Source organism: Nocardia sp. NPDC003345 (genome assembly GCF_053589395.1).
This window is the reverse complement of sequence record NZ_JBSFRU010000037.1, coordinates 1-18751: the sequence shown is the minus strand read 5'-3', so window position 1 is coordinate 18751 and position 18751 is coordinate 1. Positions and strand designations below refer to the sequence as shown.

At 68.5% G+C, this 18751-nt stretch carries 17 protein-coding genes; 7 read left to right on the top strand and 10 right to left on the bottom strand.

Translation table 11 applies throughout. The features are described from left to right. Positions 1-73 precede the first annotated feature (73 nt). The 5 genes from ACWDU1_RS07220 to ACWDU1_RS07200 all read right to left on the bottom strand — a co-directional run bounded on the left by ACWDU1_RS07220 (position 74) and on the right by ACWDU1_RS07200 (position 5318). Positions 74-1063: a phytoene/squalene synthase family protein gene (locus tag ACWDU1_RS07220; RefSeq protein WP_449996401.1), complete on the bottom strand. Its 990-nt coding sequence runs from the start codon at positions 1061-1063 to the stop codon at positions 74-76. Continuing rightward, positions 1060-2592, bottom strand: a complete 1533-nt coding sequence (gene crtI, locus ACWDU1_RS07215) for a phytoene desaturase family protein (protein ID WP_449996400.1) — start codon at positions 2590-2592, stop codon at positions 1060-1062. The genes ACWDU1_RS07220 and crtI overlap by 4 nt, the downstream gene beginning before the upstream one ends. Before the next feature lie 17 nt (positions 2593-2609). Continuing rightward, positions 2610-3734: a polyprenyl synthetase family protein gene (locus ACWDU1_RS07210; protein ID WP_449996399.1), complete on the bottom strand. Its 1125-nt coding sequence runs from the start codon at positions 3732-3734 to the stop codon at positions 2610-2612. 77 nt (positions 3735-3811) lie between these two features. Continuing rightward, positions 3812-4699: a MerR family transcriptional regulator gene (locus ACWDU1_RS07205; RefSeq protein ID WP_449996398.1), complete on the bottom strand. Its 888-nt coding sequence runs from the start codon at positions 4697-4699 to the stop codon at positions 3812-3814. 121 nt (positions 4700-4820) lie between these two features. After that, positions 4821-5318 carry a DUF6764 family protein gene (locus ACWDU1_RS07200; RefSeq protein WP_449996397.1) on the bottom strand — a complete coding sequence of 166 codons (498 nt, stop codon included), beginning with the start codon at positions 5316-5318 and terminating at the stop codon, positions 4821-4823. 239 nt (positions 5319-5557) lie between these two features. On the opposite strand from ACWDU1_RS07200, the gene ACWDU1_RS07195 reads away from it, so the two are divergent. Further along, entirely contained in the window at positions 5558-6220 is a 663-nt protein-coding gene (locus ACWDU1_RS07195; RefSeq protein WP_449996396.1) for a fasciclin domain-containing protein, read from the top strand. Positions 6221-6243: 23 nt separating this feature from the next. Here ACWDU1_RS07195 and ACWDU1_RS07190 read toward each other — a convergent pair whose 3' ends face one another. Next, the gene (locus tag ACWDU1_RS07190) at positions 6244-6798 is read right to left on the bottom strand and encodes a flavodoxin domain-containing protein (RefSeq protein WP_449996395.1); all 555 of its coding nucleotides are present in this window, start codon (positions 6796-6798) and stop codon (positions 6244-6246) included. Between the two features lie 221 nt (positions 6799-7019). On the opposite strand from ACWDU1_RS07190, the gene ACWDU1_RS07185 reads away from it, so the two are divergent. Together ACWDU1_RS07185 and ACWDU1_RS07180 are read left to right on the top strand one after the other, a co-directional pair. Continuing rightward, positions 7020-7691: a DUF2267 domain-containing protein gene (locus tag ACWDU1_RS07185; protein WP_449996394.1), complete on the top strand. Its 672-nt coding sequence runs from the start codon at positions 7020-7022 to the stop codon at positions 7689-7691. A 33-nt stretch (positions 7692-7724) separates the two neighbouring features. Beyond that, positions 7725-9761 (top strand): erythromycin esterase family protein, encoded by a 2037-nt coding sequence (locus tag ACWDU1_RS07180; protein WP_449996393.1) that lies wholly within the window; start codon positions 7725-7727, stop codon positions 9759-9761. Here the strand turns inward: ACWDU1_RS07180 and ACWDU1_RS07175 are convergent. Next, positions 9743-11104 carry a wax ester/triacylglycerol synthase family O-acyltransferase gene (locus ACWDU1_RS07175; RefSeq protein ID WP_449996392.1) on the bottom strand — a complete coding sequence of 454 codons (1362 nt, stop codon included), beginning with the start codon at positions 11102-11104 and terminating at the stop codon, positions 9743-9745. The two genes, ACWDU1_RS07180 and ACWDU1_RS07175, sit on opposite strands and share 19 nt — an antisense overlap. 261 nt (positions 11105-11365) lie before the next feature. On the opposite strand from ACWDU1_RS07175, the gene ACWDU1_RS07170 reads away from it, so the two are divergent. Next, the gene (locus tag ACWDU1_RS07170) at positions 11366-12286 is read left to right on the top strand and encodes a ribose-phosphate diphosphokinase (RefSeq protein WP_449996391.1); all 921 of its coding nucleotides are present in this window, start codon (positions 11366-11368) and stop codon (positions 12284-12286) included. A gap of 69 nt (positions 12287-12355) precedes the next feature. Here ACWDU1_RS07170 and ACWDU1_RS07165 read toward each other — a convergent pair whose 3' ends face one another. The 3 genes from ACWDU1_RS07165 to ACWDU1_RS07155 all read right to left on the bottom strand — a co-directional run bounded on the left by ACWDU1_RS07165 (position 12356) and on the right by ACWDU1_RS07155 (position 15424). After that, positions 12356-13429 (bottom strand): CBS domain-containing protein, encoded by a 1074-nt coding sequence (locus tag ACWDU1_RS07165; protein WP_449996390.1) that lies wholly within the window; start codon positions 13427-13429, stop codon positions 12356-12358. 187 nt (positions 13430-13616) lie between these two features. After that, positions 13617-14582: a lysylphosphatidylglycerol synthase transmembrane domain-containing protein gene (locus ACWDU1_RS07160; protein WP_449996389.1), complete on the bottom strand. Its 966-nt coding sequence runs from the start codon at positions 14580-14582 to the stop codon at positions 13617-13619. Positions 14583-14806: 224 nt separating this feature from the next. Continuing rightward, positions 14807-15424, bottom strand: a complete 618-nt coding sequence (locus ACWDU1_RS07155) for a mycothiol-dependent nitroreductase Rv2466c family protein (protein WP_449996388.1) — start codon at positions 15422-15424, stop codon at positions 14807-14809. Between the two features lie 212 nt (positions 15425-15636). On the opposite strand from ACWDU1_RS07155, the gene ACWDU1_RS07150 reads away from it, so the two are divergent. The 3 genes from ACWDU1_RS07150 to ACWDU1_RS07140 all read left to right on the top strand — a co-directional run bounded on the left by ACWDU1_RS07150 (position 15637) and on the right by ACWDU1_RS07140 (position 18516). Continuing rightward, the gene (locus tag ACWDU1_RS07150; protein ID WP_449996415.1) at positions 15637-17709 is read left to right on the top strand and encodes an MMPL family transporter; all 2073 of its coding nucleotides are present in this window, start codon (positions 15637-15639) and stop codon (positions 17707-17709) included. 62 nt (positions 17710-17771) lie between these two features. Further along, on the top strand, positions 17772-18038 hold the full coding sequence (locus ACWDU1_RS07145) for a metal-sensitive transcriptional regulator (RefSeq protein WP_449996387.1): 267 nt from the start codon (positions 17772-17774) through the stop codon (positions 18036-18038). Positions 18039-18108: 70 nt separating this feature from the next. After that, complete coding sequence (locus ACWDU1_RS07140) at positions 18109-18516, top strand: DUF302 domain-containing protein (RefSeq protein ID WP_449996386.1); 408 nt, start codon at positions 18109-18111, stop codon at positions 18514-18516. Positions 18517-18751: the final 235 nt, after the last annotated feature.

Sequence of the window (18751 nt, the reverse complement as noted above, 5' to 3'; positions counted from 1 at the left end):
TCATTCGGGGTATACCGCCACACCAACCCCGGCGCACATTGCCGTCCAGCAACCCCATGAAACCGGGGGAACATCAAGCCCTTCCAAGGAAGCGGTGGAAACTCAGTCGCCTGGAGACCGGGTATGTGTGGTCCGCGGGTGTCCGTGCGTGGCGTGTCCGGCGGGAGCCGATCAGTCCTCGGACTCCGACGGTGATTCGGCGGGGCAGCGGAACCCGGGCGCGGTGGGTGAACACGGCGAAGTCGCTGTCTTCGATCCGGTCGAGTATTTCCGAATACAGTGTCAGCGCGGTGGCGACGCATGCTCGGGAGCGGGGATGGAGCAGGGCGATTCCGCGCTCAGCGTATCGGTATCGGGCACGGGTCAGCGCGTGCTGGTGGGCCAGGGCGCGCCGCAGCCGGGGGTCTGTGCGGCGGTGGTCGTGACACCAGTGCAGCAACGCGCGGTCCACGCCGTAGGCGGCGAGTTCGTCGGTGGGGAGATAGACGCGGCCGCGGCCGAGGTCTTCGTCGATATCACGCAGGAAATTGGTGAGCTGGAAGGCATAGCCGAGCGCGGCCGCGAAGGGCGCGGCTTCTTCGCGAGGTGTGATGGTGCCGAGCACCGGAAGTACTTGCAAGCCGATGACTTCGGCCGATCCATAGACGTAGCGGTCAAGCGCGGCGCGGTCCGGGTAGTCGGTGATCGACAAGTCCATACGCATGGAGTCGAAGAATGCTTCGAACAGTTCGGGTCGAAGTTGATAGGTGTCCGCGGTGTGGGCGACGGCCGCCAAGGTGGGGTCGGTGGCGGTGTCATGGTGACGGAACCGGTGGACGAGGGTGTTCAGGCGTGCGGCGCGGTCGGAGACGTCGGTGGCCGGGTCAACGGTGTCGAGGATGTCGTCGGCGCGGCGCGCGAAGCCGTACAGGGCATGGATGGCGGGGCGTTGGTCGGGAGCGAGCAGGCGGGTGGCGAGGAAGAAGGTTTTGCCATGGCGGGCGTTGAGCGCCCGGCAGGCGGTGTAGGAACGACGCAACGCCGGGTCGTGGATGTGGGCGGCATCCAGTTCGGTGCGGTTCATGGGGTCGGCCTCCGTTGTCTGCGTGCGGTGTGCGCGCCGGTGGGACGGTCGGGGAGCGAGAGCGTGCCGGTGATGCGGTCGGCTGCCAGGCGCCCAGAGATCAGTACCGGGGGGATCCCGACTCCGGGCACCGTGGAGCCGCCGGCGAGGACGACGTTGTCCAGGCCGCGGATCATGTTGGCCGGGCGCAACGGCCCGGTCTGGGACAAGGTGTGTGCCAGGGCGAACGGGCTGCCCGCGAGCATGCCCTGGCGGGCCCAGTCGGCCGGAGTGATCGTGTGCAGGATCTGCGCACCGGAGATCGGGGTGGTCAACCGCCGGTTCACAGTGGCGAGTATTTCGTCGATGTAGGCGGGTCCGTCGGTGTCCCAGTCGATCGCCGCGCGGGCGAGGTTGGGCGCGGGCGCGAGGATCGACACGAGATCCCGCCCGGGTGGGGCGAGAGTGGGGTCGGTGGCGGTGGGGCGGGTGATCAACAGGGACGAGTCGCTCATCGTGCGGCCCCGGTTGAGGATTTCATCGAATGTCTGTTCCCATGCCGCGCCGAACAACAGGCTGTGGTGTGCCAGCTGCGGGCTGGGGTCACAGCTGAGGTGCGCGACGACGGCCGAGGGGGCGGCGATCGGTCGCTGCGGGCGGCGGGACCGGTGGCCGAGCAGTGGGTAGGTGTGGTGCAGTTCGGTCGTGCACACCAGGGCGTCGCAGGCGATGCGGCGGCCGTCGGTGGTGGTGACGGCGTAGATACGAGAGCCCGACCGCTCGGTCGACGTGACGGTGGTGTCGTACTCGAACCGGACGCCGGCCGCGGTGGCGGCGGCGGCCATCGCGTCGGGCAGCGCGCGCATGCCACCGAGGGGGAAGAACACGCCGCGGATGGTGTCCATGTAGGCGATGACCGCGTAGGCGGCCAGTGCGCGCTGGGGTGCGACACCGGCGTAGAGGGATTGGAAAGTGAACAGTTTGCGTACGTCGGGGTCGCGCAGATGGCCGGCGACCGCACGGTCCCAGCGGCGTAGCGCGCCTGCCGCCACGAGGCGGGCTGTGCCGGGGGTGAGTAACGCGGTCGGTGAGTCGAAGTTGGTGGCGATGAACCGGTCGAATTCGGTGTCGTAGAGACTGGTCAGCCATTTCCGTAAGCGCAGGTAACCGGCTGCTTCTCTGCTGTCGGCGAAGTCGGTGATCGCGGCGGCCATGGGTTCGGCGCCGGTGTGGACCTCGAGGGTGCGTCCGTCGGCGAATTGTGCACGATACGCGGGATCGACGGGTACCAGACGAACATGGTCGTCGGTGTCTGCGCCGACGGCGGCGAACACGTCGTCGACGAGGTCGGGCATGGTCAGCACTGTCGGTCCGAGATCGAGTCGGTGACCGGCGATATCGGCGCGGGCGGCGCGGCCGCCGGGCACCGCGGCGCGCTCCACGACGGTGACAGCTCTGCCGCGGCCGGCCAGGTGCAGCGCGGCCGACAACCCGGCCAGGCCTGCGCCGATCACCACTACGTGGTCTGTGCGGCCGATGACGTGACGCATGGGTGCGGTGCCTTCTTTCAGGATCGCCGTGTGGTGCAGGCGATAGCGAGTTCGTCCAGTAGCGCATGTTCGGTGGCCGGCAGTGATGCATCGGCGAGGGCGTGTCGGGCGCCGGTGAGGCGTTCGCTGATCATTGCTTCGATACGCGTGCGTGCGCCGGTGGCGGTGATCAGTATCCGGACCTGCTCGACGGCTGCCTCGTCCAGCTCGGGCGCGGCCAGCAACGTGCACAGGTCGTGGCGCCGCCGGGGGGAGGCCATCTCGATCGCGGCCACGAGCACGGTGGAGGCCTTGTGCCCGGTGATGTCGTTGTCGCCGGGTTTGCCGGTGAGCTCGGGGGATCCGTAGACGCCGAGAATGTCGTCTCGTAGCTGGAACGCTTCCCCGATCAAGTGGCCGTACTCGGCGAGCGCATCGCGGGTCCCGGTATCGCAGCCTGCCATGGCCGAGCCCATGACGAGCGGCCATTTCACCGTGTAGTCACCGGATTTCGCGCGAGCGATCGCCAGCACCGACTCCATGGACGGGACTGCGCGAATATCGTTGCCCAGATCGGCGAACTGACCGGCCGCCAGCTCGATCCGCATACGGTCGTAGTGTGGCCACACTCTGCTCAGCGCCGCGGCGGGTACGCCGCTCTCGCGCATCATCTGCTCGCCCCATACCAGGCACATATCGCCGAGTAGCGTCGCGGCCGATTCACCGAATCGCGCGGGACATCCCGGCATCGCGCGTGCGCGATGCTGATCGGCGAACTGTACATGGGCCGCGTTGCGGCCACGTCGCCGGGCGGATTCGTCCATCACATCGTCTTGTAGCAGCGCGAACCCGTGCAGCAGTTCAAGCGCTGCACTGGCTCGCAGCGCGGCCCGGCTCTCATCGGCTCCGCACAGCCAGCCCAAATACATGAAGGTCGATCGCACGCATTTCCCGCGGCCGACGTAATGCCACAGCACCTCCGACACGTCGATGCCGTCCGGAGCATCGTGACGACGGTCGGTGCAGAATCGCGCCAATTCGGCGAGCACCAGCATTCGCATTCGCTCCTGCCACCGCACGCCACTCTCGGTATCCGGTTTGGACAACACGGCGGCATGTGAGGCGCGATCACCATGGCCGTGGTCGCCATCTTCTGCGTTCATCGGCACTCCAGCGTGTGCGGAGGGTGGGCTGTCACCTTCACCCTACCCAGTATTCGATGCGTAAACGATGCATATTTTCAAGGGATGTGCACTGCGCGCAGGATCTCGCCGACACACTCCTCGAGTGTGTCGACTCGTATCGCTACCGGGAAGATTTCGACCACGGCGGTGGTCCAGCCGGGCCCGGCCAGCAGCAGTCGCGCGGGGACACGGCCACCGGCGGGTATCGGTGCGGGCGAGGCGGTATGCCGGGTCTGCGACCACAGCGCCACCACCGGCCGTCGTGGCGGGCGGGCGATGGCGGCGGCCAGCGCGCCGGCGGGCAGCGAAGCGCCGAGCAGCACCGCCGGGACCGAAGCTTCGGCAAGTGCGGCGCGCAGCACCTCCAAGGGCAGGACATGGTCTTCGCCTGCGGTGCAGGCCAGCAGCACCGGCGCGAGCCCCGCGGCGGGGTGCAGCGGTGGCACCGTGCGCTGCAGGGCGGTGGTGATCGCCCAGGACAGGACATGTTCGACCTCGATCAGTCCCAGCTCGCGGGCCTGCCGGTCCACGATCTCGGCGAACACCGGACGGCACAGCAGATTCCACGTCCGCACCACCCCGAAGTGGGCGATGTGACGGGAGAACTGCGCCAGCAGGTCGGCCGAGTCGAGCTGCTCGGCGGACGCCATCACCGGGCCCCTGTCGCCCAGTATCGGTTTCGGGTCCGCCGCCGCGCGCGCTGCTTTCGCGGCCGTCACCGGGCTGGCTCCGGCGCGGACGAGATCGACCATCCTGCCGAGAACCGCGACATCGCCGGTGGTGTAATAGCGGTGCTTACCCGGAGTGTGATGCGAGGGCCCGAGGCCGTAGCGCTGAGTCCAGCTGCGCAAGGTCGCCACCGGGACACCGAGCGTACGGGCGACAGTGCTCACCGTGAAACCGATCTCCGGACCACCCTCGGAACCGCGGTCGTCCTCGGCCACAGGCACCCCTTTCCCGATCGTGAACACATTCCGGCCCGCGGGGAGGCGGCCCGGACCGCCTTCCCGCGGCGCGACCCGACCCGGTCGACCGTGCCGGACGCACTCACCGGCACGTAGTGCCTCACCGCATCGACAGGCATCCCTGCAGGGTCTGGAAGTCTCCGGCGAATCCTGGTCCTCCGGTGCAGGTGGGAGTGGAGGTTCCAGTGACTGTCACGGTCGCGCCGGGCCCGGCGATACCGATCGAGAGCCCCGGCCGTACTCCGGTGGTGTTCACCTGCGCACCGGGACCCACCGCGATCGCTGCCGGACCCGACAGGTATTGCGAGGCCGAACTGGCGCTCCCGCCGTCCGCGGCGATCGCCAGCGACAAGCTCGCCGCCGCCGCATCGGCCTGCGCGCTGCCGTCGATTCCGTACGCCGCCGCCGCGCCCCCGCCATCGCTGGTCGCCGAGCACGAGGCGTCGACATCGGCGGCTTGTACCGCCGCCGCGCCGGGTGCGGGGCATGCGGCGGGCGGCGCCGCATCGGCCGTAGGTGCCCCGGCGAGAGCGCACAGCACTCCGGCGCCGGTACCCGTCAAAACTCCGAATGCGCGCGTTTTCGTGAAGTGGAACATGACGGTCTCCCTCGTTGCCGATCTCGACGCCGACCGCTCCCGTGCCCGGGAATGGCCGGACAAGCTCAAATTTCCGTCTGTGAGACTTCACATTACCCGACAAATGATGCAAAATCGATGCATCAGATTCGGATCGCGGGGCAGACGACGAAGCCACCGGCTCGACCGCTCCACCGCAACACATGATTGTGAGCCACCGGCCGGCCATGGCGCCCCGCCTTTTCCTGAAAGGGCTCGACATGAGAATCCGCAAACCCACCGCCGCGCTGATCGCGGTGTTATCCGCCGCGACGATCGCCGGCGCGGCCTGCAGCAGTGATACCACGACCTCGGAGACCACCGCGGGCGCCGGAGAACCCTCGGCCGGGATGCCTGCCTCGCCGGACGAGCAGGCCGCCGCGATGCCTGTCGGGCCCGGATGCGCCGACTACGCCGAGCAGGTGCCCTCGGGGCCGGGTTCGGTCGAACAGATGGCGACCGAACCGTTGACGGTGGCAGCGGCGAACAATCCATTGCTGACCACCCTCACCGCCGCGGTCTCCGGCCAGTTGAACCCGGAGGTGGACCTCACCGACACTTTGGACGGGGGTGAGTTCACCGTCTTCGCGCCGGTCGACGACGCTTTCGCTGCCCTCGACCCCGCCACGGTCGAGACACTGAAAACCGATTCCGCGCTGCTGACCACGATCTTGACCTATCACGTCGTACCTGGCCGGATCGGCCCCGATGGCATCGCCGGTACCTTCGCCACCGTCGAAGGATCAGAGATCACCGCTACCCGCGAAGGTGATCAGATCACGGTCAACGACAGCTCGGTCCTCTGCGGCGGCGTTCAAACCGCCAACGCTACCGTCTACCTCATCGACAAGGTCCTCATGCCTCCGACCGCCGACGGCTCATAACCGCAGTCGGCTCGGTGGGTGGGCTAAGGGTGGATGACGTGAGTCTGCGCGGCGGGTAGTCCGAGGGAGTCACCCAGCCGCGTCGACCAGTTCTGGATCGCCGTCCAATCCCGTAGATCGCCGTAGCGGGTGCCACCCATGAGCCGGAACAACGTCCGCGCTTTCAGCGTTACGCCGTGACGTTCGTAGACGCCCGCGAAGGCCTGATACTCCCGAGCACCGATCGAGTCCCGGAGGTCGGCGATCTTCTTCGGGACGCTACGCCCGAGGCGGTGTCCGATCGGACCGTGTAAGGCCGGGCCCAAGCCCACGCCGAAGAGGTGGACGCCCGTCGCGGCGAGACCCGGCCGGTTGCGGTCGATGTAGGCGCAGGCAGCGGGCAGGAAATTCATATCGTGCACGGCGCTGCCGATGATCATCGCGTCGAACCCTTCGGGTCCGGGCGCGTGGTCGATATCGCGCAATTGCACATCGGCACCGCGCTGATTGAGATCGGCGGCGACGAACTCGGCGATATCGCGGGTGGATCCCTCTTCGGTGGCGTAGATGACGGCCACCCGGCACCTGGTCGAAGTCATGTCCCGAGTCTCGCCGGTTCGTGAGCCGCCGAGCAGGGCCGGGTGACTCCTTCCTGGGGGACCATCGGCCCGACGGGCTACCGGTGTCCGGGTGTCCCGGCGTTGTCCAGGACCATCGCCTGCGGCTGTGGGACTTCCGGCCCTGCCCTGATGCGCCGGCGGAATAGAAGCTGGAGAAGCACCCCACCGGTGTATCGGACCAGCCGCGAGGAGGCATCGGTATGACCGATCGCAATGATCCCCTGGCTGCCGGCATCCATACCGCGCATGTATGGCTCAACGCTGTCGCGGAGGGTCTCGGCACCGAGGACCGCCAGTTCGCCTTCCGCGCGCTGCGTGCGTGGATGCATGCGGTCCGTGACCGGATCGGGGTGTCCAACTCCGCCCATGTGGCCGCGCAACTCCCCGAAGTTCTGCGCGGTGTGTGGTACGAGGGCTGGGTCCCGGCCCGGGTTCCGGTTCGCCATGGCGTCGCCGCGTTCGTCGATCAGTTCGCCGAGCAGGCACGGGTGGACCGTGCCGATGTTGTGCCGATAGCCGGGAGGATCACTGATGCGCTGGACCAGCTGTTCGCCCCCGGCCAGCTCAACCGGGTCTTCGCGGTGCTGCCCGCTCCGCTGGATATCGCGCTGTGGGGTGATTTCGTCGGCGAGGCCCCCGGAAGCGGGCAGGGGATATCGATGAGCGCCGATCCGGGGATACACCCACGCGATCGCGCTCTGTCCGACCATGTCGAAGCTCTCAGCCAGGCAGTAGCCGTGTTGGCCCGCGGGCTCGAGCAGCTTCCCTCGCTGCCGCCGGACGAGCAGCGAATCGCTGCCGCGGCACAGTCTGCGCATCGCATTCTGCTGGCTGAGGGATTGGTGGACCGGAGCGGGCCGAAACCGAGGTGACCGGGCGGCGGTCGACCCTGTGGAGGAGAGACGATGCCATCACCGGAGACACACGCGGCGTCACCACGGATCTTCCGGGATCGCCGAGAAGCCGGACAGGCCCTGGCGCGGCTGCTGATGCACTATCGTGGCACCCCCGATGTGCTGGTGCTGGGCTTGGCGCGGGGCGGGATGCCGGTCGCGTGGGAAGTGGCAGCCGGGCTCGACGCCCCACTCGACGCGATGGTCGTGCGCAAATTGGCGACGCCGGACAATCCGGAGTTCGCCATCGGAGCACTCGCCGCCGACGGTCGTATCGTGCTCAACGACGATATGGTCCGTGCCCTGCGGCTGTCGGCCGACCGGGTTCGCGATATCGCGCGTGCGGAAGCCGCGGAACTGATCCGGCGCGAGAGTGTCTACCGCGCCGGGCGGGGGCCGCTGGATGTGGCCGGCCGCACGGTGATCCTCGTCGACGACGGGCTCGCCACCGGCGCGAGCATGTTCGCCGCGATCGACGCGATCCGCGGTATGGAAGCGAAACAGATCGTCGTCGCCGTCGCCGCCGCACCCGAATCGACCTGCCGTGAACTCGGTGCCGCGGTCGACGAACTCGTCTGCGCGACGATGCCGTCGCCGTTCCGGGCCGTCGGCGAATCCTACTGGGATTTCACCCAGATCACCGATGAGCAGGTCGCGGAGTTGATGGCCGCGCCCACTCGCGGCGTGCCCCACCGCCGGGCCGGCGAGGCGGAGGTGCTGCGTGCAGCGGCCGTCGAGGCACCGGGCGGGGTTCCGCCGTGGGACGTTCTCGACGATCTGATCGGCGATGCCCGGTTCGTGCTGATCGGCGAGAGTTCCCACGGCACCCACGAGTTCTATTCCGCGCGCGCGGAGATCACCAGACGGCTCATCGAGCAGCACGGGTTCAGCGCGGTCGCCGCCGAAGCCGACTGGCCGGATGCCTATCGGGTCAACCGGTACGTCCGCGGACACGGCGGCGACCGCGACGCCCTGGAGGCCTTGGCGGGCTTCGAACGGTTCCCGGCGTGGATGTGGCGTAACACCGTGGTCCGTGACTTCGTGGACTGGCTGCATTCGCACAACGCGCGCTGCCGTGCCGCGGGCGTCGCCGAAACCGGGTTCTACGGGCTCGATCTCTACAGCCTGCACCGTTCGATGCGGGCAGTGGTGCGCTACCTCGAACAGGTCGACCCACCCGCCGCACGCCGCGCCGCGGCCCGGTACGCCTGCTTCGACCAGGTCACCGGTGACGACAGGGAAGCTTACGGTCACGCGGCCGCGTTCGGTGCCGGTTCGTCCTGTGAACGACAGGTCGTCGACCAGCTCGTCGAATTGCAGCGCGGGCTGCTCACCGCCACGATGGCACACGGCCGCGGCGCCGAGGAACAATTCGACGCCTTGCGCAATGCCTGGTCGGTTCGTGACGCGGAGGCTTACTACCGGGCCATGTTCGCCGGACGCGTGCACTCGTGGAATCTGCGCGACCGGCATATGGCACAAACCCTCGATGCGCTGGCCACCCATCTGGCGCAACCGGGCGAGTACAACCGGATCCACGGCGAGCCCCGGATCGTGGTGTGGGCGCACAATTCCCATATCGGTGATGCGCGAGCCACCGAGCTGGGCGCCGAGGGGCAGGTCACCATCGGGCAATTGATGCGCGAACGCCACGGTCGGCAGTGCCGCAGCATCGGATTCGACACCGGCTCGGGAACGGTCACCGCGGCTCAGCGCTGGGGTGGCGCGGCGTTGCGCGAAACCGTCCGCGACCCACTGCCGTCCAGTCTGGAACGCCTGCTGCGCGACACCGGGAAGCCGGAGTTCCTCCTGCGCCTCGACACCCCCGGTGCGGTCGGCGAACTGCTGGACACCCCGCGGATACAGCGGGCGATCGGCGTCGTGTACAGCCCTGGGACCGAACGGCAGAGCCACTACTTCCATGCTCGCACCGCTCGGCAGTTCGATGCCCTGATCCATATCGACCGCACGACCGCACTGCATCCGTTGGAACCCGACAGCCGCCGCGGCGTCGGCACTGTGCCGGAAAGCTACCCCACCGGGTTGTGACCTGTCGCCGTCCTGGCACGGGCGTGTGCGAGGAGTACGGCTGTTTCGGTGGCGATCCCGGCGCTGACCGTGGCGATATCGGGGGTCGTGTCATAGTCGCCGGTGATGCCGAAGGTCAGCTGGTCCCGGTATCCGAGGATGGCGACCGTCGTGCGGACGCGCATCGCGATCGGAATGAACGGCCACAGTTCGACGACATCGCGGCCGCCGAGGGTGAGGCGGTGCCGGGGCCCGGGGATATTGGTCGCAAACGCGCCCACTCCTCGCTGCGGGAATCGTGTGGCCAGCCGGAACACTTCGGCGACCAGCCCGAACGGCAACCGGCGCGATACGGTGAGCATCGACATCTCGGCGTCGACTTCGCCGCGGGAGCGATGTATCCCGATCTGCTCGTGTACGGCGATCAGGCGCTTGACCGGGTTCTCGATCTCGACCGGCAGATGGGAGATCACCGCCGCTACCTGATTGTTCACTACGCGTCCGGGCCCGACCGGCCTCGTCGAGACCGGTACCACGATGCGCAGGGTGGCCTCGGTGGGATGCTCGCCGCGCAGTAACAGCAATCGGCGGTAGGCGGCGGCGATGGCGGCCACCGCGACATCGTTGGCGGTGACCTCGAACGCCGCCGCTATCTCACGCACGTGGGGCAATGCTGTTCTCGCCACGGCGTAGCGCCGTTGCCGGCCGATCGGGCCGTTGAGCGAGCATGGGCCGGCCGGTGCGATCGCCGCGTACAGAACAGGCGCCAGGGTGCCCACGGTTGCGGCGGCGAACCGTGCCAGTGTGGCGGGGAGGCGGATCGTGTCGTGCACCGGCGCCCGCCATCCTCGGGCGGCCGGACCGCGGACCTCGCGGCGCGGAGCCGGGCCCGCGCTCACCGGGTCGCAGAAGCTTTCGAGCAGTGCGACCTCGGAAATGCCGTCGACCATGGTGTGGTGGGCCCTGACGAGCAGAGCCCAGCGATCCCCCATCAGGTTGTCGACCACGACCACTTCCCATAGTGGGTGATCGCGGTCGAGGCGTTCGGTCACTTCGGTCGCGAGCAACTCACACAGCTCGGATTCGGCGCCGGGCGCGGGGAGCGCGGTCCACCGCAGGTGGTGTCCCAGATCGAAAGCCGGATCGTCCTCCCATACCGGCGCCTTCAGGTCCATGGCTGTGCGCCGGACTCGTTGCCGCAGGCGCCCGTGCCGCGCGAGCCCCCGATCCAGCCAGCTGTGTATCTCGGCCCGGGAGGGCGGCGGACCCTCGATGACGGCGGCCAGCCCCAGCCCGAGGCTCACCCGGCGGTCGGTGTCCTCCATTTCGAGAAATCCGGTGTCCAGTGGACCCAATTCGTCCATTGCGCGCCTGCCCCGGCAGCGGGCTGCTGCCGATGGATGGAACTGCTCTGTGCCCTGCGGGTGATTCTCGTCCGCATCCACCGTCGCGGGTGAGATGCCGAGGTCACCGGTTCCGGTGACCATCGGACCTGCCGCTCGGGCGAGCGGAGGGCCAGTCTGGGCTGGAAGGAGGTCGACGATGGTGTTCGAAGATCGCCACCGGGCCGGGCGGCTACCGGAACCGTGGCCGACGAGCGTCGACGACGAGACGGGCACGGCACCATGACATCGATTCGGATGGTGTCCGGAAGCGCTGCCCCGGGACTGGCCGCTGGGATCGCGACTCTGCTCGACGCCCGAACGGCCGAATGTGTGATCGACCGATTGCCTGACGGGGAGATACGGCCCGATATCGCGCGGGTGCGCGGGGCCGATGTCTATGTCGTGCAGCCGACGGCGCCGCCGGTCAACGACAATGTCGTCGAACTACTACTGCTCCTCGACGCATGCCGACGCGCCGGCGCCGCCCGGGTGACCGCGGTGGTGCCGTATTTCGGTTTTGCCCGTCAAGATCGCCGCACTCGAGCCGGGCAGGCATTGGCGGCCCGTATCGCCGTCGACGCGATCGCGCAGGCGGGCGCCGACTGTCTCGTGGTCGTCGACCCGCACACGCCGACGCTGGAGGCGATTTCTCCGATACCGGTCGAGACATTGAGTGCGGTCCCGCTGCTGGCATCGGCGGTTTTCCCGGCCGGATCCGGACAGGCGGTCGTCGTGGCACCGGACCTCGGCGCCGCGGAATTGGCCGAGCAGTACGCGGACGCGGTACCGGGCTCAGTGGCCCTGGTACGCAAGTTCCGCGAGAGCGGTACGACGGTTACCGCGGTGGAGGCGCTCGGTGACATCGTCGGCCGACCAGCGGTGATCGTCGACGATATGATCTGCACCGGAGCCACGATCGAAGCCGCCGTGCGGCTGCTACACCACCACGCTCGCGATATCGTGGTCGCGGCCACCCACGGACCACTCACCCCGGCAGCGGCCCCGCGCCTGCGCGAACTCGGGCTGCGCCGCGTCGTGGTCACCGATACGGTCGCGCAGCGAGAGGTGACCTTACCGATCGAAATATGCTCGGTCATAACGCTTTTGGCCGACACGATCACGCGATTGCACGGCGATCCACTCCCGCGCGCCCGTGGTTGACCTCCCTCGGCTCGGCCCTGCAGGGCGGAATGCGGGCCTGGGGTGGTCGCTCGTGATCGGAGCGGTAGGTCATCTGGGTGCCGGCCATGCCCGCGAGTGGTCGTGCTGTTCCGCGACCAGCCGCCCCAGCGTGCGGCGGGGTAGCCGTCGTGCGATATCGGCTCGGGAGATGACCCCGATCGGCCGGCCGTAGGCGACAACCGGTAGCCGGTGCACCCGGTGTTCGCGCAAGAGCGCCAGCACATCATCGATATGCCGGCGGGCGTCCACGGTGACCACATCGCCGGTCGCCACTGTCGCTATCGGTGTCGTCGCCGCGTCCATTCCCTCGGCCACACAGCGCACCACCAGATCCCGATCGGTGACCACGCCGGACAAGGCTCCCACGGTGTTCACGACGAGCAGGGACCCCACCTGCGCGGCACGCATCTGTTGCGCCGCGGTCACGACCGTGTCCATCGGCGCCACGGTGACCACACCGGCGTGCATGAGGGCACGCGCAGTATCGGCAACGAGCAGATTGCGCACCTCGACGACACCGTCGACCGAGGCCACCAACGAGCCGACGAGGCCGATCGTGCTCGGTTCCACGACGCCTCGCAGAGTGACGACGCCGTCGTGTACCTGCGCCGATACCCGATCCGGTGAGAGCGACAGCGCGCCGTGCACGATTCCCCGCCGGATCGCCTCGGCGAGCTCGTCGTCGGGCCGGGTGTACACGGAGAGCACATCCCTGCGGCTCACAATCCCGGCGAGCTCCCCTCCCGAATCGATCACCGGCGCAGATCTGAGATTGTGGCGGGCCAAGATCGCCGCCGCCGCCGCAACACTGGCATCGGCCATGACAGTGACCACGGGTTGGGTCATCGCCTGCCGTGCCGTGGTCGCTTCGCTCTTGCGCGCGAATGCCTTTCGCCACAATGTCGACCACACAGTGCCCGGTGTGGGCCCGCCGAGGCGTGCCTGCCGGGCGAGCAGGTCGGCTTCGGTCACCATCCCCACGCAGTGGCCCTCCGCGTCGAGTACCGGGGCACCGCTGATCCGGTGCCGGTCCAGCGTTTCGACCACATCACGAAACGATGTATCCGCGCGCACGGTCGTCACGTTCGTGGTCATCACCTCGGCGACGGTCTTGTACCGCATAACCGGACTCCTTCCACCCTCGGGCGCGCCGTGCTCCCGGTCGGCCTCTCGGGCCAGTCTGTTCCGGGAGAGCTCGCGGCCACCATGGGATAAAGCCCCGCGAACCGGGACCGAGGTCACTTCCGCGAAGGTCGCGCTATCGGGCCACGGGGGTGATCGGCTCACGCCGTCCTGTGCAGCGAATCGGTCAGAGGATCCGGCGATGCCGGAGTGCACGGAAGGAGAAGAAGCCGGCGGCGGCCGGCAGCCAGAAGGTGACCAACCGGAAGGTCAGCACTCCCGCCAGCGCGGGCCCGGCCGGCACTCCGGCGACCGTGAGCGCGGCCACCAGGGAAGCTTCCACCACGCCCAGGCCCGCCGGTGTCGGGCCGGCCCCGCCGAGAGCCGATCCCGCCAGGTACGCGGCCGCGAGCCGAGGCGGAGACGCCTGCTGTCCGAAGGCTGCCAGCGCGCAGCCCAGCGCCGAGATGTAGGCGATGTTCACGCCGAGCTGACCACCGAACAGCAGGACCGCGCGGCGCGGCTGCCGCAGGATATCGAGCATCGAACGCAGCGCGCCCCGCGCCTCGGCAAGTAACTCGGGCCTGCGCCACGCGACCCAGGCGATGAGCACGAGAACCGCGGCCGCGGCGCCGAGACCGATCAGCACGAGCCGGACGCCGGGTAGCGCGGTGGACAGGATGGAACCGGTACTGCCCAGCCACAGCCCCACTCCGGCCAGCTCGATGATATGCAGCACGAAGCCGGTGCTCACCACGAGAGTGACGGTCGCGGCGGATGTCACCGGCGATATCCCGGACCGCTCCAGATAGCGCTGGCCGACGGCGACCGCGCCGATCCCGTAGGGCAGGAACAGGTTGGCGAACGACGTCGCCACCTGCACCTGCGCTGTCCGGGGGAAGCGCAGGCCACGCGGAGCTGCTCCCATGAGGGTCAGTGCTGCCGCGGCGTAGGTCGCGATCGACATGGCCAGTGCGACCGCGAGCCAGGGCAAGCGGGCGTCCTGCAGCACTACCGTGCTGCGGCCGAGCCGTCCGGCCTGGGGCAGCAGAACAGCGGTGGCGACGCCGGCCGCGAGAATCCACCCGAGCGTGCTCCAGCGCGACCGAGGGATCGTTTCCCCTGGTGCCGGGCCGCGCGGTGAGTTGCTCATTGTGGCTTGTTCTGTGCCGGGTCTCACCGCACTCTGTCAGCCGCCGGGTGGGGGCACCAGGGTATTTCGGCCCATTCGGGCGTGCCGGGGCGGTGCAGCGCCCGGTGTGTCGTGTCCAGCGCACCACTGCTGGGCGGGAACGCTTGCACGCACCGTCTCGACATGGGCTCCGCAACCGGACCAGGTGGTCTTGCCGCACTGACGGCACGGCACCGAGTAACACATCAGCGATCGTTCGCGGGCGTGGTGAAGGCGGGTGGACCCTGGTAAGGGCGTTGCAGCGCGGCGAATTCGGGTGTTGTCGCGGCAGTGACCAGCGCTTGCATCAGCGGAGCAGCGCGGTCGGCGGCGGGCGGTGCGGTGAGGACGGGACCGGAGAAGCCCCGGCCATCGACAGTGATGATGGGGCTGCCGCCTCGGCCACCGAGAGCTGCCTGACTCCGCTCGTGGGCCTCGGCGACCGGCGCATCGAAGGTGGGATCGTCGAGCGCGGTCAGCAGGGCAGGTTCCAGGCCGGCCGCTGTCAGGGCCGCCGCGGCGGCCGCGTTGTCGCCGGTGGCCGCGTCGGGTGGATGTATCCGGGTGCCCAGAGCCAGATACAGCGGCGTGAAAGTGGCATCGCCGTACTGTTTCGCGGCGGCGGCGAACATCCGTCCCAAGCGCCGGGAACGGGCCATCATCGGTGCGTGGTCCGCGTCGGCCGGTTGGTCTTCGTTGAGGACCGCCAGGCTCATCTGTCTCAATGCCACCGTGTGCTCCCCGCTCGCGTTGTCGAGCAACCAGCCCGCTGTCACCCATGCGAACGGGCATATCGGGTCCACGTACAGCTCGATTCTGGCCATCGGTGTTCCTCCTCGATGTGTCGTCGCCGGCTCGGCACCGGTCCCCGCCCCTCTTGCCGAATATACCCCGAGGGGTATTGTGGCGTTCGAACCTAATACCCCAGGGGGTATGTAGGCAACACTCGTGGAGGTAGGCAGTGACGGAGACGATCACCGGAGAACGGGACACCGCCCGGGTGGCGGGAGGGCCCCTGGCGTGGCTCGGCGCGACGATGGCCGGGCATGCCCGCTGGGTATCCGGCGTGTGGCTGATCGTGCTGGTCGCTCTCGGGGCGGCGGCGCCGAGCGTGTTCACCTCGCTGGCGGGAGCCGGGTGGCAGGCGAACGGGTCGGAATCGGTGCGGGTGCGCGAACTCGCGCAGCAGCATTTCGGAGGTAACTCCTCGGCGGCGGTGCAGGTGGTCTTGCATTCCGACGCCGAAACCGTGGACAGTCCGCGAATGCAGCGGGCCCTGGCCGAAGTGACCGCCGAACTCGCCCGCGACGATCGCTTCGGCAGCGTGGTGCCTCCGCAGTCCGGCATGACGATCAGCCCCGACGGTCACACCGGCATCCTGATCGCGGGTGCGAACGCCTCCACCGACGATATGGTGCGCGCGGTCGACGAGCACAAAGCAGCGCTGACCGGCATTTCGGGAGACGGGGTCGAGGTCTATCCGACCGGTGCCTCGGCGCTGTGGAGCGATTTCAACAAGGCCAATCACGACGCGATGATCAAGGCCGAATTGTTCTCGTGGCCGGTGACGCTGGCGATCATGGTGCTCGCGTTCGGTTCGCTGGTGGCGGCCGGGCTACCACTGCTGCTGACCGTGGCCGGGCTGGTCGCCTCGGCCGGTGGGCTTGTGCTGTTGAACCAGATCACGCCCATCTCGGTATGGGCGATGAATTTCGCGATGATGTTCGCGCTGGCCCTGGGCATCGATTACGCGCTGTTCATCGTCGCCCGGTTCCGGGACGCGCTGACCAAGGCGGCGTCCACGCGGGCGGCAGTCGCCGAGACCATGGATACCGCCGGCAAAGCGGTGATGCTGTCCGGGCTGACGGTGCTGGTCAGTCTGTCCGCTGTGCTGCTGGTGCCGGCGCCGGCGGTGCGCACCATGGCCGTGGGCATCATGCTGGCGGTGACCTTCGTCCTCGCGGCGACGCTCACGCTGTTGCCCGCCGCGCTGGGCGCGCTCGGTGGCCGGATCAACGCCGCGGCGCTGCCGTACGCGAAACGGCAGCAGCACCGTTCGCCGCGGTTCGCGCGCTGGGGCGAACTCCTGCACGCGCATCCGTGGCCGTTCGCGATCGCCGCGCTGGCCGTGCTGATCGGGCTGGCGCTCCCAGTACTCGGACTGAAAGTCGCCATGCCCTCGATCCAGGTCGTGCCGGCCGACGCGCCAGTGCGGCAAGGCTACGAGCTGGTGCAACAGCAGTTCGGCCCCGGCGCACCGGGCGCCCTCCAGATCATCGCTCCGGCCGGGGAGGCCGCCGAGACCGGGCGGATCGCGGCCGCCACCGACGGCGTCGCGACGGTCACACCCGCGCAGACCGCCGGCGACGGTTCGGGTCTGGTGATGATGCAGGCCCTGCCCGAGGTCGATCCGTCCGACGCCCGGATGGGACCGATCGTCGACGAACTGCGCGACCGTCTATCGGCGCAAGCGCTGGTGGGTGGCGCACCCGCGGAGAATCTGGATCTGCAGAGTGCTCTGAACCGTTATCTGCCGATCATCGTCGCAGTGATCCTCACCCTGGGGTTCGTGCTGCTGCTGGTCGCCCTGCGTGCTCCGCTGATCGCCGCGCTGGGCACCCTGGTGAGCCTGTTGTCGACCGCCGCGGCGTTCGGGGTCGCGAAACTGATCTTCCAGGACGGGCACGGGGCGGGCCTGCTCGGATTCACCCCGCAGGGCTTCCTCGACGGCTGGGGACCGGTGTTCTTCTTCGCGATGATCTTCGCGATCGCGATGGACTACACGGTATTCCTGCTGGCGACCGCGAAAGAACACTACGAACACTCCGGGGATCCGAAGGTCGCCCATATCGACGGGCTGGCGCACTCCGGCCGGGTCATCTTCGCGGCCGCGGCGGTCATGGTGGCGGTGTTCTTCACCTTCGCGCTGGCGCAGCCGCTGCCACCGAAGGAAATGGGCATCATTCTCGGGGTCGCGGTCCTGCTGGATGCCGTTGTGGTCCGGCTGGTGCTGCTGCCGGTGCTGCTGCGGTTGTCCGGGCACGGCGCGTGGTGGTCGCCCGGGTGGCTGAACAAAGTGCTGCCGGCGATCGACTTCGCCCACCGGTGACCAACCGTTGTCAGATACCCCTCGGGGTATTATCGGCGCAGGGACAGTTGAAGGAGAACATGATGATCGGCGACGAGAACACCATCGCACCGGTACTCAACCGGCTGCGCCGCGCCCACGGCCAACTGGCCGGGGTGATCGCGATGATCGAGGCCGGACGCGACTGCAAGGACGTCGTCACCCAGCTCGCGGCGGTATCGCGTGCCCTGGACCGGGCCGGATTCAAGATCGTTGCCACCGGATTGCGGGAATGCCTCGACCGCGCGGACGACGACACCAACCCGATGACCGTCGACGAACTGGAAAAGCTATTCCTCACCCTGGCCTGACCACGACGGATGTCGGCCGGGAAGCAGACCTAACAACCATCGAATCAAGCGACAAGGAGGTCCGACCGTCATGAGCGCAACCACCGGCTCGGAGCTGTCCACCACACTCACCGCCGATTTCGAGGAAGCCGTCGAGCGCACCCGGGAAGCACTGGCCGCGCAGGGCTTCGGCGTGCTCACCGAGATCGATATGCAGGCGACTCTGAAGGCCAAACTCGGCCACGACATGGAGGAGTACCGGATACTCGGCGCCTGCAATCCGCCGCTGGCCCACCGCGCGGTCGACATCGATCGGCAGATCGGGCTGCTGCTGCCCTGCAATGTGGTCGTCCGCCGGTCCAGCGATTCCGGCGAGATCATCGTCGAGGCGATGAATCCGCAGGTGATGGTACAGGTCACCGAAGACCCCGGCCTGCGACCGGTCGCGGCGGAGGCCGCCACCAAACTGCGGGCCGCCATCGATTCGCTGCACCGATAGGCGCCATCGGCAACGCGGCCCGAAACCCGGCCCGGCCGGCTGCGCCGCGTTGGCCCGCTCCGGCGGTGGGCCGCGTGGTGCCGGCGCCGCGCCGATCCTTTCTCCGGTCCCTCCCGAGGGAACGTGGATCGAGGACCAAAGACTCCATACAGCCCGGGCACACGTGCCTACCGTCGGGTATATGAATTCAGGACCGGCACCGGCAGTGGTCGAGCGCGCCGTCCGTCTCGCGGGG

What these genes read in the sequence shown, in the direction of transcription:
- ACWDU1_RS07170 (WP_449996391.1), top strand. Translation starts at nt 11,366, where the DNA reads ATGACATCGATTCGGATGGTGTCCGGAAGCGCTGCCCCGGGACTGGCC.
- ACWDU1_RS07165 (WP_449996390.1), bottom strand. Translation starts at nt 13,429, where the DNA reads ATGCGGTACAAGACCGTCGCCGAGGTGATGACCACGAACGTGACGACC.
- ACWDU1_RS07220 (WP_449996401.1), bottom strand. Translation starts at nt 1,063, where the DNA reads ATGAACCGCACCGAACTGGATGCCGCCCACATCCACGACCCGGCGTTG.
- crtI (WP_449996400.1), bottom strand. Translation starts at nt 2,592, where the DNA reads ATGCGTCACGTCATCGGCCGCACAGACCACGTAGTGGTGATCGGCGCA.
- ACWDU1_RS07150 (WP_449996415.1), top strand. Translation starts at nt 15,637, where the DNA reads ATGGCCGGGCATGCCCGCTGGGTATCCGGCGTGTGGCTGATCGTGCTG.
- ACWDU1_RS07195 (WP_449996396.1), top strand. Translation starts at nt 5,558, where the DNA reads ATGAGAATCCGCAAACCCACCGCCGCGCTGATCGCGGTGTTATCCGCC.
- ACWDU1_RS07200 (WP_449996397.1), bottom strand. Translation starts at nt 5,318, where the DNA reads ATGTTCCACTTCACGAAAACGCGCGCATTCGGAGTTTTGACGGGTACC.
- ACWDU1_RS07190 (WP_449996395.1), bottom strand. Translation starts at nt 6,798, where the DNA reads ATGACTTCGACCAGGTGCCGGGTGGCCGTCATCTACGCCACCGAAGAG.
- ACWDU1_RS07210 (WP_449996399.1), bottom strand. Translation starts at nt 3,734, where the DNA reads ATGAACGCAGAAGATGGCGACCACGGCCATGGTGATCGCGCCTCACAT.
- ACWDU1_RS07155 (WP_449996388.1), bottom strand. Translation starts at nt 15,424, where the DNA reads ATGGCCAGAATCGAGCTGTACGTGGACCCGATATGCCCGTTCGCATGG.
- ACWDU1_RS07160 (WP_449996389.1), bottom strand. Translation starts at nt 14,582, where the DNA reads ATGAGCAACTCACCGCGCGGCCCGGCACCAGGGGAAACGATCCCTCGG.
- ACWDU1_RS07140 (WP_449996386.1), top strand. Translation starts at nt 18,109, where the DNA reads ATGAGCGCAACCACCGGCTCGGAGCTGTCCACCACACTCACCGCCGAT.
- ACWDU1_RS07180 (WP_449996393.1), top strand. Translation starts at nt 7,725, where the DNA reads ATGCCATCACCGGAGACACACGCGGCGTCACCACGGATCTTCCGGGAT.
- ACWDU1_RS07145 (WP_449996387.1), top strand. Translation starts at nt 17,772, where the DNA reads ATGATCGGCGACGAGAACACCATCGCACCGGTACTCAACCGGCTGCGC.
- ACWDU1_RS07185 (WP_449996394.1), top strand. Translation starts at nt 7,020, where the DNA reads ATGACCGATCGCAATGATCCCCTGGCTGCCGGCATCCATACCGCGCAT.
- ACWDU1_RS07175 (WP_449996392.1), bottom strand. Translation starts at nt 11,104, where the DNA reads ATGGACGAATTGGGTCCACTGGACACCGGATTTCTCGAAATGGAGGAC.